At 66.4% G+C, this 18,410-nt stretch carries 19 protein-coding genes; 14 read left to right on the top strand and 5 right to left on the bottom strand.

Features of this window, described 5'->3' with window-relative positions; genetic code table 11:
* Positions 1-57 precede the first annotated feature (57 nt).
* Positions 58-960 carry a cysteine synthase CysM gene (gene cysM, locus AC1VVG_RS05365; RefSeq protein WP_034187432.1) on the top strand — a complete coding sequence of 301 codons (903 nt, stop codon included), beginning with the start codon at positions 58-60 and terminating at the stop codon, positions 958-960.
* Between the two features lie 79 nt (positions 961-1,039).
* Here the strand turns inward: cysM and mltB are convergent, their stop codons facing one another.
* Entirely contained in the window at positions 1,040-2,389 is a 1,350-nt protein-coding gene (gene mltB / locus AC1VVG_RS05370; RefSeq protein WP_080287788.1) for a lytic murein transglycosylase B, read from the bottom strand.
* A gap of 43 nt (positions 2,390-2,432) precedes the next feature.
* Here mltB and AC1VVG_RS05375 point away from each other — a divergent pair, with 43 nt between their 5' ends.
* Positions 2,433-3,356, top strand: a complete 924-nt coding sequence (locus AC1VVG_RS05375) for a histone deacetylase family protein (RefSeq protein ID WP_034187434.1) — start codon at positions 2,433-2,435, stop codon at positions 3,354-3,356.
* 34 nt (positions 3,357-3,390) lie between these two features.
* Here the strand turns inward: AC1VVG_RS05375 and AC1VVG_RS05380 are convergent, their stop codons facing one another.
* Positions 3,391-4,290: a lysophospholipase gene (locus AC1VVG_RS05380; RefSeq protein WP_482835327.1), complete on the bottom strand. Its 900-nt coding sequence runs from the start codon at positions 4,288-4,290 to the stop codon at positions 3,391-3,393.
* Positions 4,291-4,508: 218 nt separating this feature from the next.
* Here AC1VVG_RS05380 and AC1VVG_RS05385 point away from each other — a divergent pair, with 218 nt between their 5' ends.
* The 6 genes from AC1VVG_RS05385 to AC1VVG_RS05410 all read left to right on the top strand — a co-directional run bounded on the left by AC1VVG_RS05385 (position 4,509) and on the right by AC1VVG_RS05410 (position 10,827).
* On the top strand, positions 4,509-5,543 hold the full coding sequence (locus tag AC1VVG_RS05385; protein WP_034187436.1) for a methionine ABC transporter ATP-binding protein: 1,035 nt from the start codon (positions 4,509-4,511) through the stop codon (positions 5,541-5,543).
* The gene (locus tag AC1VVG_RS05390) at positions 5,533-6,186 is read left to right on the top strand and encodes a methionine ABC transporter permease (protein WP_006486982.1); all 654 of its coding nucleotides are present in this window, start codon (positions 5,533-5,535) and stop codon (positions 6,184-6,186) included. The genes AC1VVG_RS05385 and AC1VVG_RS05390 overlap by 11 nt, the downstream gene beginning before the upstream one ends.
* Before the next feature lie 28 nt (positions 6,187-6,214).
* Positions 6,215-7,009, top strand: a complete 795-nt coding sequence (locus AC1VVG_RS05395; protein ID WP_034187437.1) for a MetQ/NlpA family ABC transporter substrate-binding protein — start codon at positions 6,215-6,217, stop codon at positions 7,007-7,009.
* A 227-nt stretch (positions 7,010-7,236) separates the two neighbouring features.
* Entirely contained in the window at positions 7,237-7,986 is a 750-nt protein-coding gene (locus AC1VVG_RS05400) for an electron transfer flavoprotein subunit beta/FixA family protein (protein ID WP_014897713.1), read from the top strand.
* Between the two features lie 16 nt (positions 7,987-8,002).
* Positions 8,003-8,938, top strand: a complete 936-nt coding sequence (locus AC1VVG_RS05405; RefSeq protein ID WP_049028302.1) for an electron transfer flavoprotein subunit alpha/FixB family protein — start codon at positions 8,003-8,005, stop codon at positions 8,936-8,938.
* A gap of 98 nt (positions 8,939-9,036) precedes the next feature.
* Entirely contained in the window at positions 9,037-10,827 is a 1,791-nt protein-coding gene (locus AC1VVG_RS05410; RefSeq protein ID WP_482835328.1) for an acyl-CoA dehydrogenase, read from the top strand.
* Positions 10,828-10,918: 91 nt separating this feature from the next.
* On the opposite strand, the gene AC1VVG_RS05415 is transcribed toward AC1VVG_RS05410, so the two are convergent.
* Positions 10,919-12,205, bottom strand: a complete 1,287-nt coding sequence (locus AC1VVG_RS05415; RefSeq protein ID WP_049034348.1) for a D-amino acid dehydrogenase — start codon at positions 12,203-12,205, stop codon at positions 10,919-10,921.
* Positions 12,206-12,350: 145 nt separating this feature from the next.
* Between AC1VVG_RS05415 and AC1VVG_RS05420 the strand changes: the two genes are divergently transcribed.
* The gene (locus AC1VVG_RS05420) at positions 12,351-12,839 is read left to right on the top strand and encodes an Lrp/AsnC ligand binding domain-containing protein (RefSeq protein ID WP_012492860.1); all 489 of its coding nucleotides are present in this window, start codon (positions 12,351-12,353) and stop codon (positions 12,837-12,839) included.
* Between the two features lie 102 nt (positions 12,840-12,941).
* Positions 12,942-14,108 (top strand): PA0069 family radical SAM protein, encoded by a 1,167-nt coding sequence (locus AC1VVG_RS05425; protein ID WP_482835329.1) that lies wholly within the window; start codon positions 12,942-12,944, stop codon positions 14,106-14,108.
* Between the two features lie 64 nt (positions 14,109-14,172).
* On the opposite strand, the gene AC1VVG_RS05430 is transcribed toward AC1VVG_RS05425, so the two are convergent.
* Together AC1VVG_RS05430 and AC1VVG_RS05435 are read right to left on the bottom strand one after the other, a co-directional pair.
* Positions 14,173-14,640 carry an NINE protein gene (locus tag AC1VVG_RS05430; protein WP_034186748.1) on the bottom strand — a complete coding sequence of 156 codons (468 nt, stop codon included), beginning with the start codon at positions 14,638-14,640 and terminating at the stop codon, positions 14,173-14,175.
* Between the two features lie 109 nt (positions 14,641-14,749).
* Positions 14,750-15,889: a PQQ-dependent sugar dehydrogenase gene (locus AC1VVG_RS05435; RefSeq protein ID WP_049028417.1), complete on the bottom strand. Its 1,140-nt coding sequence runs from the start codon at positions 15,887-15,889 to the stop codon at positions 14,750-14,752.
* Positions 15,890-16,040: 151 nt separating this feature from the next.
* Between AC1VVG_RS05435 and rpsP the strand changes: the two genes are divergently transcribed.
* The 4 genes from rpsP (at position 16,041) to rplS (ending at position 18,337) form a co-directional block, all read left to right on the top strand.
* The gene (gene rpsP, locus AC1VVG_RS05440; RefSeq protein WP_006476550.1) at positions 16,041-16,295 is read left to right on the top strand and encodes a 30S ribosomal protein S16; all 255 of its coding nucleotides are present in this window, start codon (positions 16,041-16,043) and stop codon (positions 16,293-16,295) included.
* A 42-nt stretch (positions 16,296-16,337) separates the two neighbouring features.
* On the top strand, positions 16,338-17,015 hold the full coding sequence (gene rimM, locus AC1VVG_RS05445; protein ID WP_034186457.1) for a ribosome maturation factor RimM: 678 nt from the start codon (positions 16,338-16,340) through the stop codon (positions 17,013-17,015).
* Between the two features lies 1 nt (position 17,016).
* Complete coding sequence (gene trmD, locus AC1VVG_RS05450; protein ID WP_482835330.1) at positions 17,017-17,811, top strand: tRNA (guanosine(37)-N1)-methyltransferase TrmD; 795 nt, start codon at positions 17,017-17,019, stop codon at positions 17,809-17,811.
* Positions 17,812-17,944: 133 nt separating this feature from the next.
* Positions 17,945-18,337: a 50S ribosomal protein L19 gene (gene rplS, locus AC1VVG_RS05455; RefSeq protein WP_006753174.1), complete on the top strand. Its 393-nt coding sequence runs from the start codon at positions 17,945-17,947 to the stop codon at positions 18,335-18,337.
* Positions 18,338-18,410: the final 73 nt, after the last annotated feature.

Consider the following 18,410-nt stretch of genomic DNA (forward strand, 5'->3'; position numbering starts at 1 on the left):
GCGGCGGTGCTGGTTTACAATCGATCGATTGATCGGCCTCGCACTGACGGTATATCCATGGCTTACAAAACTATCGAAGACACGATCGGCAATACGCCGCTCGTGCAACTGGTCCGCTTGCCGGACGACGAGATTCGCGCGCGCAACAACGTGGTGCTCGCGAAGCTCGAGGGCAACAACCCGGCCGGTTCCGTGAAGGATCGCCCGGCGCTGTCGATGATCAGCAAGGCCGAGGCACGCGGGCGCATCAAGCCGGGCGATACGCTGATCGAGGCGACCAGCGGCAACACGGGTATCGCGCTCGCGATGGCCGCCGCGATCCGCGGCTACAAGATGGTGCTGATCATGCCGGAGGACCTGTCGGTCGAGCGCCGCCAGAGCATGGCCGCCTACGGTGCCGAAATCATCCTGACACCGGTGAAGGGCGGGATGGAGCTGGCGCGCGATCTCGCGGACGAGATGCAGCGCGAAGGCAAGGGCGTGATCCTCGACCAGTTCGCGAACCCCGACAATCCCGTTGCGCACTACGAAGCGACGGGGCCGGAGATCTGGCGCGATACCGAAGGGCGCATCACGCACTTCGTGTCGGCCATGGGCACGACGGGCACGATCATGGGCACGTCGCGCTATCTGAAGGAACAGAACCCGGCGATCGAGATCATCGGCGCGCAGCCGGAAGACGGTTCGCGCATTCCGGGCATCCGCAAGTGGCCGGAAGCGTACCTGCCGACGATCTTCGATCGCAGCCGCGTCGACCGTGTCGAGAGCGTGAGCCAGGCCGCGTCGGAAACGATGACGCGCCGGCTGGCGGCGGTCGAAGGCATCTTCGCGGGCATTTCGTCGGGCGGCGCGTGCGAAGTCGCGATGCGCATCGCGCGTCAGGTCGAGAACGCGACGATCGTGTTCATCGTCTGCGATCGTGGCGACCGCTATCTGTCCACGGGCGTGTTTCCCGCCTGAACACGGGTTGGCGTGCGCCGCGCGCCAGCCATGTAAAAAGCGCCGCTCGTGCGGCGCTTTTTCTTTGGGCGGGCAGATCTTACTGCGACTGCGCGTCGTCGTCGGCGGCGGCCGGCTTCAGCGCGCCGCTCGCTTCCATCTGCGCCTTCACGGCTTCGCCGAGCTGGTACACGGTGAGCGCGTAGAAGAAGCTGCGGTTGTAGCGCGTCAGCACGTAGAAATTCTTGAGCCCGAGCATGTACTCGGTCGCGCGCCCCGGCGACGGCAGGTCGACCACGGTCACCGGCGTGCCGGCTTCGGTCGTGATGTTGACCGTCGGCTCGTTCAGCGTCATGCCCGCGCGCGTCAGTTGCGACAGCGCCCAGTGCGGCTCGGGCTGGCCGTCGGCGGCGGCCTGCGCAATGCCCAGGCTGCCCGTATCGGGCGTGATCTGCCAGACCACCGGCCGGTCGGTTTCCCAGCCGTGCTGCTTCAGGTAGTTCGCGACGCTGCCGATCGCATCGACAGGACTGCTGCGCAGATCGACGTGGCCCGTGCCGTCGAAGTCGACCGCATACTCGCGGATGCTGCTCGGCAGGAACTGCGGGATCCCGATCGCGCCCGTGTACGAGCCGAGCACGGTGGTCGGGTCGAGCTGGTTGTCGCGGGTCCAGACCAGGAAGTCCTCGAGGTTCTTGCGGAACGTTGCCTGGCGGCTGTCGCGATTCGGCGTGTCCGGATAATCGAACGTGAGCGTCGTCAGCGCGTCGAGCACGCGGAAATTGCCCATGTAGCGGCCATAGATCGTCTCGACGCCGATGATGCCGACGATCACCTCGGGCGGCACGCCGAACTGCTCGGACGCGCGCTGCAGCGTTGCCTGGTTCGCCTTCCAGAACTTCACGCCCGCGTTGATGCGGATCGGCTCGATGAAGCGCGAGCGATAGACGCGCCAGTTCTTGACCGTCGGCGACGGGGCCGGCTTCACGAGCTTGACGGCCGTCGCCGAGTAGCTGATGCGCGAGAACAGCGCATGCAGGCTCGCGGAGTCGAAGCCGTTGCGGCTCACCATCTCGTCGATGAAGGCGTCGACCTTGGCGTTGTTCGCATAACGCTGCGGAACAATTTCCTCCTCGAAGGTCTGGCCTTGCGGCAACGGCTGCTGCGGCTGGGCCTGGGCGACGAGCTTGCCGGCGGGCTTCGCCGGCTGCGTCTGCGCGCCGGCAGGCGCGGTGCCGAGGGCCGCGACGACAGCGGCGGCGACGAGCGGGACGCGGACACGGGACAGCGCGGAGAGGAGGGCGGCAGGCTTGCTGGAATTCATGTCGAAGCGGGCGGACAGGGCGATTGTGTTCGGCGCAGTATACCCGACGGATCCGGCGCGCCGGGGCGTGGCGGGCCCCCGTTGTGGTAAGTTAGCGGCGAATTCGCGGCAGACGATGGACATCATTGATGGAGACCTGCGGCGCACCGAGCGTCGTGGATGACAGCTTATGGCAACCGCTTTCTATACGCACCCCGACTGCATGCTGCACGAGATGGGGGAATGGCATCCGGAGTGCCCGGCCCGCCTGTCGGCGATCCAGGATCAACTGATCGCGAGCCGCATCGACGATCTGATCGTGCACGAAACCGCGCCGTTCGCGAGCGAGGTCGCGCTGGGTCGTGTGCATACGCAGGCGCACATCGATTACATCCGGAGCATGACGCCGGTCGACGGCTACGTCGAGATCGATCCCGATACGCTGATGAATCGCGACACGTGGCGCGCGGCGCTGCGCGCGGCCGGCGCCGCGATCGCGGCGACCGACGCGGTGATCGAAGGCCGCTATGCGAATGCGTTCTGCGGCGTGCGCCCGCCCGGCCACCACGCGGAGCCCGCCCGTGCGATGGGCTTCTGCTTCTTCAACAACGTCGCGATCGCCGCGCGGCATGCGCTCGACGTACACGGTCTCGAGCGCGTCGCGATCGTCGATTTCGACGTGCACCACGGTAACGGCACCGAGGCGGCGTTCGCGAACGACGAGCGCGTGCTGATGTGCAGCTTCTTTCAGCATCCGCTGTATCCGTTCTCCGGCGTCGATCACCAGGCGCCGAACATGGTCAACCTGCCGATGCCCGCGCGCAGCAACGGCATGGCGATCCGCGAAGCCGTCGACATGTTCTGGCTGCCGCGCCTCGACGCATTCAAGCCGCAGATGCTGTTCGTGTCGGCCGGCTTCGACGCGCACCGCGAGGACGACATCGGCAGCCTCGGCCTCGTCGAGGCCGATTTCGAATGGCTGACCGCGCAGATCGTCGACGTGGCGCGCCGGCATGCGCAGGGCCGCATCGTGAGTTGCCTCGAAGGCGGCTACAACCTGTCCGCGCTCGGGCGCAGCGTCGTCGCGCACCTGCGCGTGCTGGCCGGCATCTGACCCGACGCCTGACGGGCAGGACGTGCGGGCGCGCTCAGCGTGCCGGCACGCGCGCGTGAATCCACGCGATCAGCGCGTCGATCACGCGGTCGCGATCGAGATCGTTCATCGTTTCGTGGAAACCGCCTTCGTATAGCGTCAGCGTACGATCGGGCGAGCCGACGCGTGCGCCGAAGGCGCGGCTGCCGTCGGGTTCGGTCAGCTTGTCCTCGGTGCCGTGATAGACGAGTACCGGCAAGCGCAGCGCGCCGCGGCCGCTTTCGATACGCGCCATCGCGTCGAGAATCTCCGCGCCGGTGCGCGCGGGCACCGCGCCGTGATGTACGAGCGGATCGGCGCGATTGGCCGCGACGACGGCCGGGTCGCGCGACAGCAGCGCCGCATCGATCCTGATCGCCGGGAAGGTCGGCCAGACGCGACTGATGACGCGGCTCACCGCGAGCATCCAGCGCGGCACGTCGCGCCCCGGCGCGAGCGCCGGGCTCGACAGCACGAGGCCCGTCAGCACATGGCCGCGGGCCGGCGCACGCTCGATCGCGTAGAGCGCCGCGACCGCGCCGCCCATGCTGTGTCCCATCAGGAACAGCGGCGCATTGCCGCGGGCGGCTTCGGCGACCAGCGCATCCGCATCGTTCAGGTATCCGTCGAAACGGTCGACCCACGCGCGCTGGCCGGGCGACTGGCCGTGCCCGCGCAGATCGATCGCGTGCACGTCGATGCCGGCCGCGTTCAGCCGGCCGGCGAGCGCGGCGTAGCGACCCGCGTGTTCGGCGAGGCCGTGCACGAGCGCGATCGTCGCGCGCGGCGGTACCGTGCCGTCGCCGGCCGGCCAGCGGTACGACGCCAGTTCGAGCCCGTCCGCGGTACGCAGCCGGCCCATTGTCGGTGCGGGTGGCGACGCGGGCGCGGCAGCCGGCGTGGTGGTAGCGGTCATCTGGCGTGTCCCCTGTTGGTTGGCATAGGTGTTCCGGATCATAGTCGCGGCCTTCGCGCGGCGGGCCAGCGGCGCCCCTCTAATTTCGTGTAGTTATGAAAAGATCCAAATCGATTATTAAGTGGAATGAGGGGTTTGCGGTAAAATCGCCGGCTATTCCAGATGCATCGGCGGCCGACTGGCGGGCCAACTCGCCGGCCGGCCGCCGTTTTGTTTACATGATCGAATTACGCAATCTTTCCCAGCGTTTCCCCGGGCCGAGCGGCTGGGTCGAGGCGTTGCGCAACGTCAACCTGACGATCCCGCAGGGCGAGGTGTTCGGCATCATCGGCCGAAGCGGCGCCGGCAAGAGCACGCTCGTGCGCACCATCAACCTGCTCACGCGGCCGACCGAAGGCAGCGTCGTCGTCGGCGGGCGCGATCTCATGCTGCTGCCGGCGGGCGCGCTGCGCGAGGCGCGCCGCGAGATCGGCATGATCTTCCAGCACTTCAACCTGCTGTCGTCGCGCACGGTGTTCGACAACGTCGCGCTGCCGCTCGAGCTGGCCGGTGCGAGCCGTGCCGAGATCGAGGCCGCCGTGCTGCCGCTGCTCGACCTCGTCGGGCTGTCCGCGCAGAAGGACCGCTACCCGTCGCAGATCAGCGGCGGGCAGAAGCAGCGCGTCGGCATTGCCCGCGCGCTCGCGAGCCAGCCGAAGGTGCTGCTGTCGGACGAAGCGACGTCCGCGCTCGATCCCGAAACCACGCGTTCGATCCTCGATCTGCTGAAGCGCATCAACCGCGAGCTCGGCCTGACGATCGTGCTGATCACGCACCAGATGGAAGTGATCAAGCAGGTATGCGATCGCGTCGCGGTGCTCGATGCCGGGCGCGTGGTCGAGGAGGGCCGCGTGATCGACGTGTTCCTGCAGCCGCATCATGAGGTGACGCGCGCGCTGATCGGCGACGTGATCGCGCAGGAACTCCCGCCCGCGCTGAAGGCACGCGTGGCCGAGCGGCTGAAGACGGGCAGCGGGCACCTGCTGCGGCTCGCGTTCACGGGCTCGGGGGTCGACCAGCCGATCCTGTCGGAGACGATCCGCCGGTACGAACTCGATTTCAACATCCTGCACGGCCAGATCGACGAGATCCAGGGGCAGGCATTCGGTTCGCTCGCGGTGCTCGCGGGCGGCGAGCCGGGCAAGGTCGGGCAGGCGCTCGCGTTCCTGCGCGAGCAAGGTGTGGTGGTAGAGGAGCTTTCGTATGTTGAGTGAGATGTTCGATATGTTCGTGCAGTCGTTCTGGGAGACGCTGATCATGGTCGGCATCTCCGGAGCGGTCGGCGCGCTCGTCGGCCTGCCGCTCGGCGTGCTGCTCTACCTGACCGATCGCCAGGGCGTGCTGCAGAACCTCGCGGTGAACCGCGTGCTCGGCGGCATCGTGAATGCCGTCCGCTCGACGCCGTTCATCATCCTGCTGGTCGCGGTGATTCCGTTCACGCGTCTCGTCACGGGTTCGTCGATCGGCACGGCCGCGGCGGTCGTGCCGCTGACGCTCGCGGCCGCGCCGTTCATCGCGCGTCTCGTCGAGACGGCGTTGCGCGAAGTCGACCGCGGGCTGATCGAGGCCGCGCAATCGATGGGCGCGACCACGTCGCAGATCGTCTTCAAGGTGCTGTTGCCCGAATCGCTGCCGGGCGTCGTCGCGGGTCTGACGATCACGTTCGTGTCGCTGGTCGGTTACTCGGCGATGGCGGGTGCCATCGGCGGCGGCGGGCTCGGCGATCTCGGGATCCGCTACGGGTACCAGCGCTATCTGCCGGAAGTGATGTGGACGGTCGTCGCGATCCTGATCGTGTTCGTGCAGATCGTCCAGTCGTTCGGCGACTGGCTCGTGCGCCGGCTGAGCCACAAATAAGATCAAACCGGTCCGTAAGGGGGACACGATGCAACGACGTTTCATGCTGAAGTTCGCGGCGGCACTGGGTGCGGCCGCACTGTTCGCGGGCGCGCACGCGCAGGCCGAAACCATCAAGGTGGGCGTGACGGGCGGACCGCACGCGCAGATCATGGAAGTGGTGAAGAAGGTCGCGGCGAAGAGCGGCCTCGATATCCGTATCGTCGAATTCTCCGATTACGTGCAGCCGAACGCCGCGCTCGCGTCGGGCGACCTCGACGCGAACAGCTACCAGCACGATCCGTATCTGCAGGCGCAGGTGAAGGATCGCGGCTACAAGCTGATCAAGGTCGCGGATACCGTGACGTTTCCGATGGGCATCTATTCGAAGCGCGTGAAATCGCTGGCCGAACTGAAGCCGGGCGCGCGCGTCGCGGTGCCGAACGACCCGACCAACGGCGGCCGCGCGCTGCTGTTGCTGCAGAAGCAGGGGCTGCTGAAGCTGCGTGCGGATGCGGGGCTGAAGGCGACGCCGCTCGACATCGTCGACAATCCGCGCAAGCTGAAGATCGTCGAGCTCGATGCGGCGCAGATTCCGCGCTCGCTCGGCGACGTCGACGCGGCCGCGATCAACACCAACTACGCGATGGAAGCGGGGTTGAAACCGAATCAGGATGCGATCGCGATCGAGGGCCCGAACGGCCCTTACGCAAACATTCTCGCGATTCGCGACGCGGACCGGAACAAGCCGTGGGTCGCGAAACTGATCGCGGCCTATCATTCGGCCGACGTGAAGCAATTCATCGAGGGCAAGTTCGGCGGGGCGGTCATCGCCGCCTGGTGACGGGCAGAGGACGGACGCCCGGCGGGATTAGAGTCGATGATCGAAAACCCGGGCTTTGCGTCCGGGTTTTTTCTCTTTTAAAATAGAACGACCGTTCGCTATCATTGGCGCGTCGCCAAGAAGCGGTATCCTCGACAGCCACGATGGATGGGTCCGCTTGGCCGCGCAGTCATGAGGCCTCGCTATAGAATGGCCTCTGGTCGTATTCGTAACTTTGGAGCGTGTGCATGAAAATCCTGGTGCCAGTGAAAAGAGTGGTCGATTACAACGTGAAGGTCCGCGTGAAGTCGGACAACACGGGCGTCGACATCGCGAACGTGAAGATGTCGATGAACCCGTTCGACGAAATCGCCGTTGAAGAAGCCGTGCGCCTGAAGGAAGCGGGCGTCGCGACCGAAGTGATCGCGGTGTCGGTGGGCGTGACGCAAGCGCAGGAAACGCTGCGCACGGCGCTGGCGATCGGCGCGGATCGCGCGATCCTCGTCGAATCGAACGACAGCGTCGAGCCGCTGGCCGTCGCGAAGATCCTGAAGGCGCTGGTCGACAAGGAGCAGCCGCAGCTGGTGATCCTCGGCAAGCAGGCGATCGACGACGATTCGAACCAGACGGGCCAGATGCTGGCCGCGCTGGCCGGCCTGCCGCAAGCGACGTTCGCGTCGAAGGTCACGATCGCGGACGGCAAGGCAACCGTCGCACGCGAAGTCGACGGCGGCGCGGAAACGCTGTCGCTGACGCTGCCGGCGGTCGTGACGACCGACCTGCGCCTGAACGAGCCGCGTTACGTGACGCTGCCGAACATCATGAAGGCGAAGAAGAAGCCGCTGGAAACCGTGAAGCCGGAAGACCTCGGTGTGGACGTCGCGCCGCGTCTGAAGACGCTGAAGGTGGTCGAGCCGCCGAAGCGCGCGGCCGGCGTGAAGGTGCCGGACGTGAAGACGCTGGTCGAGAAGCTGAAGACCGAAGCCAAGGTGCTGTAAGAGGGAGCGGAAAGAAATGACGATTCTGGTGATTGCAGAACACGACAACGCGTCGATCAAGGCCGCGACGCTGAACACGGTGGCGGCGGCAGCGAAGATCGGCGGTGACATCCACGTGCTGGTCGCGGGCCACAATGCACAAGCAGCGGCTGACGCGGCAGCAAAGATCGCAGGCGTGTCCAAGGTGCTGCTGGCCGACGCGCCGCAACTGGCCGCGGGCCTGGCGGAAAACGTCGAGGCAACCGCGCTGAACATCGCGAAGGACTACTCGCACATCCTCGCGCCGGCCACCGCGTACGGCAAGAACATCGCGCCGCGTATCGCCGCGAAGCTGGACGTCGCGCAGATCTCGGACATCACGGCGGTCGACAGTGCCGACACGTTCGAGCGCCCGATCTACGCGGGCAACGCGATCGCGACGGTGCAGTCGAGCGACCCGATCAAGGTCATCACGGTGCGTGCGACGGGTTTCGATCCGGTGGCAGCGGAAGGCGGCAGCGCAGCGGTCGAGAAGATCGAAGCGGCGGCGGATGCCGGCAAGTCGCAGTTCGTGAGCCGTGAAGTGACGAAGCTGGACCGTCCGGAGCTGACGTCGGCGAGCATCATCGTGTCGGGCGGCCGCGGTCTGGGCAGCGGCGAGAACTACACGAAGGTGCTGGAACCGCTGGCCGACAAGCTGTCGGCGGCACTGGGCGCATCGCGCGCGGCAGTCGACGCCGGCTACGTGCCGAACGACTACCAGGTCGGCCAGACCGGCAAGATCGTCGCCCCGCAGCTGTACATCGCGGTCGGCATCTCGGGTGCGATCCAGCATCTGGCCGGCATGAAGGATTCGAAGGTGATCGTCGCGATCAACAAGGATCCGGAAGCGCCGATCTTCAGCGTGGCCGACTACGGCCTCGTCGGCGATCTGTTCTCGCTGGTGCCGGAGCTCGTGAGCGAGCTCGGCTGACGCGGCCTGACGCTTCAGCGTTAAGCACACGGGAAAAGGGGCGCGCCGAGCGCCCCTTTTTTTACGCCATCGACAAAAGAGAGAAGAGGAGACGCGCCATGAGTTATGTCGCCCCCGTCAAGGACATGCTGTTCGTGCTGAAGGAACTCGCGGGCATCGACGCCGTCGCGCAGTTGCCGGGTTTCGAGGATGCCGGTTACGACACGGCGCAGGCCGTGCTCGAGGAGTCCGCGAAGTTCTGCGGCGAGGTGCTGGCGCCGCTGAACGTCGAGGGCGACCGCCACCCGAGCAGCTGGAAGGACGGTGTGGTGGGCGCGACGCCCGGCTTCGGCGACGCGTTCCGCCAGTTCGTCGAAGGCGGCTGGCAGGGGCTGCAGCATCCGGCCGAGTACGATGGCCAGGGGCTGCCGAAGCTGATCGCGACGCCGTGCATCGAGATGCTGAACGCCGCGAACCTGTCGTTCGCGCTGTGTCCGCTGCTCACCGACGGCGCGATCGAGGCGCTGCTGACGGCCGGCACCGACGAGCAGAAGCAGCGCTACGTGCCGAAGCTGATCTCCGGCGAATGGACCGGCACGATGAACCTGACCGAGCCGCAGGCGGGTTCCGACCTCGCGCTGGTGCGCTCGCGCGCCGAGCCGCAGGGCGACGGCACGTACAAGGTGTTCGGCACGAAGATCTTCATCACGTGGGGCGAGCACGACATGGCGGACAACATCGTCCACCTGGTGCTGGCGCGCACGCCGAACGCGCCGGAAGGCGTGAAGGGCATCTCGCTGTTCATCGTGCCGAAGTTCATGGTCAACGCGGACGGGTCGCTGGGCGCGCGCAACGACGTGCACTGCGTGTCGATCGAGCACAAGCTCGGGATCAAGGCGAGCCCGACGGCGGTGCTGCAGTACGGCGATCACGGCGGGGCGATCGGTTACCTCGTGGGCGAGGAGAACCGCGGCCTCGAATACATGTTCATCATGATGAACGCGGCGCGCTTCGGCGTCGGGATGCAGGGGATCGGCGTGGCGGACCGCGCGTACCAGAAGGCGGCGGCATTCGCGAAGGAGCGCGTGCAGAGCCGCCCGGTGGACGGCTCGGCCAGGCAGTCGGTGACGATCATCCATCACCCGGACGTGCGGCGGATGCTCGGCACGATGCGCGCGCTGACCGAAGGCGCGCGGGCGCTGGCGTACGTGGCGGCGTCGCACAGCGACATGGCCCATCGCCATGCGGACGAGGCGACGCGGGCGCGTCATCAGGCGATCTACGAGTATCTGGTGCCGGTGGTGAAGGGCTGGAGCACGGAGATGGTGAACGACGTGGCGAGCCTGGGCGTGCAGGTGCACGGCGGGATGGGCTTCATCGAGGAGACGGGCGCGGCGCAGTACTACCGCGATGCGCGGATCCTGGCGATCTACGAAGGGACGACGGCGATCCAGGCGAACGACCTGGTGGGCCGCAAGACGATGCGCGACGGGGGCGCGGTGGCGAAGGGGCTGCTCGCGGAGATCGACGCCACGGTGGCGGCGCTGGGCAAGCTGGACGGTGCGGCGGCCGCGTCGATGAAGGTACAGCTGGAGAAAGGTGCCCGCGCGCTGGCATCGGCGGTGGATTACGTGGTGGCGAACGTGAAGCAGGACCCGAACGCGGTGTTCGCGGGGAGCGTGCCGTACCTGAAGCTGGCGGGCGTGGTGCTGTGCGGGTGGCAGATGGCGCGCGCGCTGGTGGCGGCGCAGGCGAACCGCGCGAGCGACCCGGCGTTTTTCGATGCGAAGATCGCGATCGCGCAATGTTATGCGGAACACATTCTCGTGCAGGCCGGTGCGCTCGAGGCGTCGATCGTCGGCGCGAAGGGCAACGAGAGCGTGCTCGCGTTGACGGAAGACCAGTTCTGACCGCGAGCAACGCCGTCGACGCAACGAAAAAGGCGCCCGAGGGCGCCTTTCCTTTTGCCGCCGGCCGGCCCGTGTTGCGGGCCGTCGCGGCTCAGGCGTAGGCCGGGCGCGTCTGGCCGGCCACGTCCTTCAGGTAGCGATGCACCGACAGGTCGTCGGCCTGGATCGCGGGCATTTTGCCCGAGATCAGGTCGGCGAGCAGTTGGCCCGAGCCGCACGACATCGTCCAGCCGAGCGTGCCGTGGCCGGTGTTCAGGAACAGGTTCGACACCGGCGTGCGGCCGACGATCGGCGTGCCGTCCGGCGTCATCGGGCGCAGGCCCGTCCAGAACGTGGCCTTCGACGTGTCGCCGCCGCCCGGGAACAGGTCGTTGACGCACATCTCGAGCGTTTCGCGGCGCGCGGCGCGCAGCTTCTTGTCGAAGCCGACGATTTCCGCCATGCCGCCGACACGGATGCGCTGGTCGAAACGCGTGATCGCGATCTTGTAGGTTTCGTCGAGCACGGTCGACACCGGAGCGGCCGCTTCGTTGACGATCGGCGCGGTGATCGAATAGCCCTTCAGCGGATAGACCGGGATCTTCATCAGGTTCGAGATGAAGTTCGTCGAGTACGAGCCGAGCGCGACGACGTACGCGTCCGCGCGCACCGTCTCGCTGCCGCACTGCACGCCGGCGATCTTGCCGCCCGCGATCGCGAGCGCATCGATCGGCGTGTTGTAGCGGAACTTGACGCCGAGCGATTCGGCGAGCGCGGCCAGGCGCGTCGTGAACAGCTGGCAATCGCCCGTTTCGTCGCCCGGCAGGCGCAGGCCGCCCGTCAGCTTGTGCGAGACGGCGGCAAGCGCCGGTTCGGCATTCTTCAGTTCGGCCGGCGACAGCAGTTCGAACGGCACGTTCGCTTCCCGCAGCACCGCGATGTCCTTCGCCGCGCCGTCGAGTTGCTGCTGCGTGCGGAACAGTTGCAGCGTGCCGCCCGTGCGGCCTTCGTACTCGATGCCCGTATCGGCGCGCAGCGCCTGCAGGCAGTCGCGGCTGTATTCGGCGAGGCGGACCATGCGGCCCTTGTTGACCGCATAGCGCTCGGCCGTGCAGTTGCGCAGCATCTGGTACATCCACTGGAGCTGGAAGCGCGTGCCGTCGAGGCGGATCGCGAGCGGCGCATGCTTTTCGAACATCCACTTGACGGCTTTCAGCGGCACGCCGGGCGCGGCCCACGGTGCGGCATAACCGGGCGAGATCTGGCCTGCGTTCGCGAAGCTCGTCTCGAGCGCCGGGCCGGCTTCCCGGTCGATCACGGTGACTTCATGGCCGGCGCGCGCAAGGTAATACGCGCTTGCCACGCCCACTACACCACTGCCCAGAATGACGACTCGCATAGCTGCTCCAGATGGAAGGGACCAGATCGAGGCCGGGCGCGTGTGCGGCTCCGTGTAACCTCTAGCTGATCTAGTTTTTTGCGCTATGGTATTGTCGAATGTGTAGGTTTTGTTATCGTATTTTTCAGGTTTTCAGCATAAACAAATGAGAACGCAACGTCAGCCCGTACGCTCGCTCGACAAGCTCGACCGGCGCATCCTGAAACTGCTCCAGGACGACGGCCGGATGGCGATGAAAGACCTCGCGGAACAGGTCGGACTGACCGTCACGCCGTGCATCGAGCGCGTGCGTCGCATGGAGCGCGACGGCGTGATCACCGGCTATCACGCGCGGGTCGACCCAGGTCAGCTGGGGGCCGCGCTGCTGGTGTTCGTCGAGATCACGCTTGGCCACAAGGGCGGCAACATGTTCGAGCAATTCCGCCGGGAAGTGATGAAGATCGACGAGGTGCTCGAATGCCATCTGGTTTCCGGCGATTTCGACTACCTGATCAAGGCGCGGATCGGCGAGATGGCCGACTACCGGAAGCTGCTCGGCGACATCCTGCTGCAACTGCCCGGCGCGGTGCAGTCGAAGAGCTATGTCGTGATGGAGGAAATCAAGGAAACGCTGACGATTGCCGTCGGCGAGTGACGCGTCGGCAGCCTGTTGTCGAGCCCCTTATCCCGCCCTTGGCATGCTGCGCCCAATACTGTATAAATGTACAGTATTGGGCGCAGGCGAAGGGGTGGGCATATGGACGATCGGTCCGACAACGAATTTCCGGTAGCGCCGCCCGTGCCCCGCAAGGGGCGCGGTGCGGTCGACAACCTGCAGGGGCGGTATGAAATCGCGCAGCGCGAAGCGGTCGACGACGGCTGGACGCACGAGTCGGACGATGCCGACTTCCCCGCGCCGCTGCGCACGCAGGTGTTCGAGGAGCGTGCGAAAAGCATCCTGACGCACAACCAGTCGCCCGATATTCCGTTCAGCGTATCGCTCAACCCGTATCGCGGCTGCGAGCACGGTTGCATCTACTGCTTCGCGCGGCCGACGCACAGCTATCTCGGCCTGTCGCCGGGGCTCGATTTCGAAAGCCGCATCTACGCGAAGGTCAACGCGGCCGAGCTGCTCGAGCGCGAGATTTCGCGCAAGCGCTACGTGCCGGAGCCGATCGCGCTCGGCGTCAACACCGACGCGTACCAGCCGGTCGAGCGCGACCTGCGCATCACGCGCAGCGTGATCCAGGTGATGCACGATCGCGGGTTGCCGTTCGCGGCGATCACGAAATCGTCGCTGATCGAGCGCGATCTCGACCTGCTCGCACCGATGGCCGAGCGCGGGCAGGTGATGGCGGCGGTCACGATCACGACACTCGATGCCGATCTCGCTCGTACGCTCGAGCCCCGCGCGGCCACGCCGGCGCGACGGCTGCGCACGATCCGCGCGCTGCGCGACGCGGGCGTGCCGGTCGGCGTGAGCATTGCGCCGGTGATTCCGTTCGTGTCCGAGCCCGACATGGAGCGCGTGCTCGAGGCGTGCGCGGAAGCCGGCGCGACGCACGCAAGCTACATCATCCTGCGGCTGCCGTGGGAGGTCGCGCCGCTGTTCAAGAACTGGCTCGCCGCGCATTTCCCCGACCGCGCGGAACGCGTGATGAACCGCGTGCGCGACATGCGCGGCGGCAAGGACTACGACGCGGATTTCTCGAAGCGGATGAAGGGCGAGGGGATCTGGGCGGACCTGTTGCGGCAGCGCTTTCGCCAGGCCGTCAAGCGGCTCGGGTTGAACGAGCGCACGAACGGCATTCTCGATCTGTCGCAGTTCCGCGGTGCGCCGGCCGCGGTCGCGCCGGTGCCGCGTGTTGCCGGACGTTCGGCCGGTGCGAAGCCACGCGACGACATGCAGTTGAATCTGTTCTGATACGCGAGCAAGGCCGCCGCGTGCCGGCACCGGGCGAGGGCCCTCGGCGCCGCGTCCGTCGTGCTTACTGCGAAATCTGCTTCGCGGCTTCGACCTGCGATTCGAAATACGTCTGGAACGACAGCGCGAGTGCGGTCATCAGCAGGAACGCGCCGATCAGCAGCGAGAAGATCACGACGAAGATCACGGTCCAGCCCGACTTGCTGTGCTTGCCGGTGTCCGCGTTGAATTGCGCATCCCATTTTTCGTCAGGGCGCAGCCCGTAGACGAGTGCGGCGAGGAATGCCGCCAGCAGCGAGATCGCGCCGGGTATCGCGAGCCACCAGCCGAGGCCGGCAGTGCGTTGGGTCGCCGCAAGCAAAAGGAAGCCCGGGATGCCGACGATCGTCGCAAGCAGGTGCGCCCAGCCGTACACGTCGCGCAAGCCATACAGATAGAAGCGGTGCGCGCCGAGCGAACCGAACAGGAACGCGAGGGCGGCAGTGAGCGTCTTGGAGCGGAAGCGGCGGGACGGTGCGGTGCTGCTGGACATGGATGGCGGCGGATGGTCGTTGGCATGGGCGGCCGGCGGGCCGGCGCGGGCGCGCGGCCCGGCACGCATTCTACGATGCCCGGTCGGGCCCGGTCACCCCTTGCCTGCGTCAAGGTGCCGCATAGGTCACGCGGTAGATGGCGCCGGCGTAATCGTCGCTGACGAGCAGCGAGCCGTCCGGCAGCGGCAGCACGTCGGCCGGGCGTCCCCATACCGTGCCGTCGGGGCGCAGCCAGCCCGTGACGAACGGCATCTGCTGCGCGTGGCTGCCGTCCGCCGACACGATCACGCGCATCACGCGGTAGCCGACCTTCGTGCTGCGGTTCCACGACCCGTGTTCGGCGATGAACACGTTATTGCGATACGACGCCGGAAACATCGGCCCGGTATAGAAGCGCATGCCGAGCGCGGCGACATGCGCGCCGAGTTTCAGGACGGGCGGCGCGTAGCGGCGGCACACGCCGGCGCTGCCGAATTCGGGGTCGGGCGTATCGCCGCCATGGCAATAAGGAAAGCCGAAGTCGAGTCCGGCGCGCGGGGCGCGATTCAGCTTGTCATCGGGTACGTCGTCGCCCATCAGGTCGCGCCCGTTGTCGGTAAACCACAGCTCGCCCGAATCGGGATGCCATGCGAAGCCGACCGTATTGCGTACACCGCGCGCGACCACCTCGCGTTCGCTGCCGTCCGCCTTCATGCGCGCGATGATCGCGTAGCGGCTGCGATCGGCGAGGCAGGCATTGCACGGTGCGCCGGTCGGCACGTACAGCTTGCCGTCGGGGCCGAACGCGATGAATTTCCAGCCGTGATGATGTTCCGTCGGTAGCGCATCGGTCACGACGACGGGGGCGGGCGGTCGGGCGAGCCGATCGTCGACATGATCGACGCGCAGGATCCGCGATACGGCGGATATATAGAGGGCGCCATCGCGGTAGGCGACGCCGACGGGCATGTCGAGCCCGGAGGCGATCACGTAGTGCGCGGTGATCCGGCCCTCGGGCATCGCGAACGCGTGCACGCGGCCTTCGCGTGTGCCGACATACAGGATGCCGCGGGGCGACCAGGCCATTTCGCGCGCGGCCGGTACCGTGTCGGTCAGGATTTCCACGTGGAAGCCGGGCGGGACGACGAGTTCACTCACCGGCAACGGCGCGGCAAACGCCGGTGCGGACGCGAGGCTGGCAAGGCCGGCGAGCAGCGCCGTGAAACGGTTCTGCGCGCGGCGCGTCGAGGCAGCGGGAAGGGGCGGCATGACGGCGGGAAACGTCCTGGACACGACGATTGTATGCCCGCCCGACAGGCCGCCCGCGGAATTTTGCGCGTAAGTGTTTGTTGTACCTCTGGTTTCCGGCTATAATCGCGTGTTTCAGTAGTTTCGAACCCGGTTTTCCGAAGGACATCATATGGTTATCATCCGTCTGGCTCGTGGCGGCTCGAAGAAGCGCCCGTTCTACAACATCGTCGCTACCGATTCGCGCAACCGTCGTGACGGCCGCTTCATCGAGCGCGTCGGCTTCTACAACCCGGTCGCCACGAAGGGCGAATCGCTGCGTATCGCTCAGGATCGCCTGACGTACTGGCAAGGCGTTGGCGCGCAACTGTCGCCGACCGTCCAGCGTCTCGTGAAGGAAGCGCAAAAGGCGCAACCGGCTGCCTAACATGGCACGGTGTGCCGGTCGTGCCGGCTGTGAGGTGCATTGATGGCGGGTCACGATTCCGGTAATGCAAGGCGCGGGCGTGCGTCATTCGGCGCGTTCGTCCGCAAGCCGGTCGAGCGCGACGCTGTCGCGAGCGCCGGTGAGGCTGCCGAGCAAGGTGGTCTCGAAGCGACGCAAGCCTGGCCCGACGACGCAGTCGAGGTCGGGGCGGTAGTCGACGCCTACGGCCTGAAGGGCTGGGTCAAGGTGGCGACGCATGCCGACGCCGGTCGCGGCGGCGATGCATTGCTCAACGCGCGTCGCTGGTGGCTGGAGCGCGGTGCGGAGCGGCTTTCGGTCCGCATCATGCAGTCGAAGACGCACAGCGACACCGTCGTTGCGCAACCCGCGGGCGTCAGCGACCGCGATGCCGCACTCGCGATGCGCGGCTTTCGCGTGTTCGTGCGCCGGGAAGATTTCCCGGCACTGGCCGCGGACGAATTCTATTGGGTCGACCTGATCGGTCTCGATGTCGTCAACGAGCAATCGGTGGCGCTCGGGAAGGTGAGCGGGATGATCGACAACGGCGTGCATTCGATCATGCGTGTCGAGTATCCGGCGACCGGCAAAGACGGTCAGCCGACCACCGACGAACGGTTGATCCCGTTTGTCGGCGTATACGTCAAAACGGTGGATCAGGCGGCGCGTCGGATCGTCGTCGACTGGGAAGCCGATTACTGAAATGAACCAGGTAACCGAGAGCGCGGTGCAGTTCGACGTCGTCACGCTCTTTCCCGAGATGTTCCGTGCACTGACCGACTGGGGCATCACCAGCCGGGCCGTCAAGCAGGGGCGCTTCGGGCTGCGCACCTGGAACCCGCGTGATTTCACGACGGACAACTACCGCACGGTCGATGATCGTCCGTACGGCGGCGGTCCGGGCATGGTGATGTTGGCGAAGCCGCTCGAAGCCGCCATTGACGCCGCGAAAGCGGCGCAGGCGGAGCAGGGCATCGCGAGCACGCGTGTCGTGATGATGTCGCCGCAGGGCGCGCCGCTCACGCATGAGCGTGCCGTGCGGATGGCGCAGGAGCCCGGTGTCGTCGTGCTGTGCGGCCGCTACGAAGCGATCGACCAGCGTCTGCTCGACCGGTGCGTCGACGAGGAAATCAGCCTCGGCGATTTCGTCCTGTCGGGCGGCGAACTGCCGGCGATGGCGATGATGGATGCCGTCGTGCGGCTGCTGCCCGGCGTGCTGAACGATTCGCTGTCGGCCGTGCAGGACAGTTTCGCCGACGGCCTGCTCGATTGCCCGCACTACACGCGCCCCGAGGAATACCAAGGCGTGCGCGTGCCGGACGTGCTGCTCGGCGGGCATCATGCCGAGATCGAGCGGTGGCGGCGGCAGGAAGCATTGCGGAATACGTGGCGGAAGCGGCCGGACCTGATCGTCCGGGCGCGCCGCGAGAAGTTGCTGAGCCGGGCCGACGAGGCGTGGCTTGCGAACCTCGCACGCGAAGCGAAGGACGCCTCCTGAGGCGGCTGCGCGAGCGGGAATTGGCGGTGCCGTGCATGCGTGTGCGGTGCCTGATGTGAATCCATCCTCTATCGGGGCCAGGCCTGGAAGCAGGCGGGTACCAACGCCGACACGATGGCATAAGGAGTCAGTAATGAATCTGATCGCAAAACTTGAGCAGGAAGAAATCGAGCGCGCGCTCGCCGGCAAGACGATCCCCGAATTCGCCCCGGGCGACACGGTGATCGTGAACGTGAACGTGGTTGAAGGTAACCGCAAGCGCGTTCAGGCTTACGAAGGCGTCGTGATCGCGATTCGCAACCGTGGTCTGAACTCGAACTTCATCGTCCGCAAGATCTCGTCGGGCGAAGGCGTCGAGCGTACGTTCCAGACGTACTCGCCGCTGCTGGCAAGCATCGTCGTGAAGCGTCGCGGCGATGTGCGTCGTGCGAAGCTGTACTACCTGCGCGAGCGTTCGGGCAAGTCGGCTCGTATCAAGGAAAAGCTGGTGTCGAAGGATCGCGCCGCAGCAGCTTCCCAAGAGTAAGAGCTGTAAGGAAAAAGCACCCACCCGGGTGCTTTTTTCATTCTGGCGCGACAATATGCTCGATACGACACGA

It is taken from the genome of Burkholderia sp. L-4 (assembly GCF_056856535.1).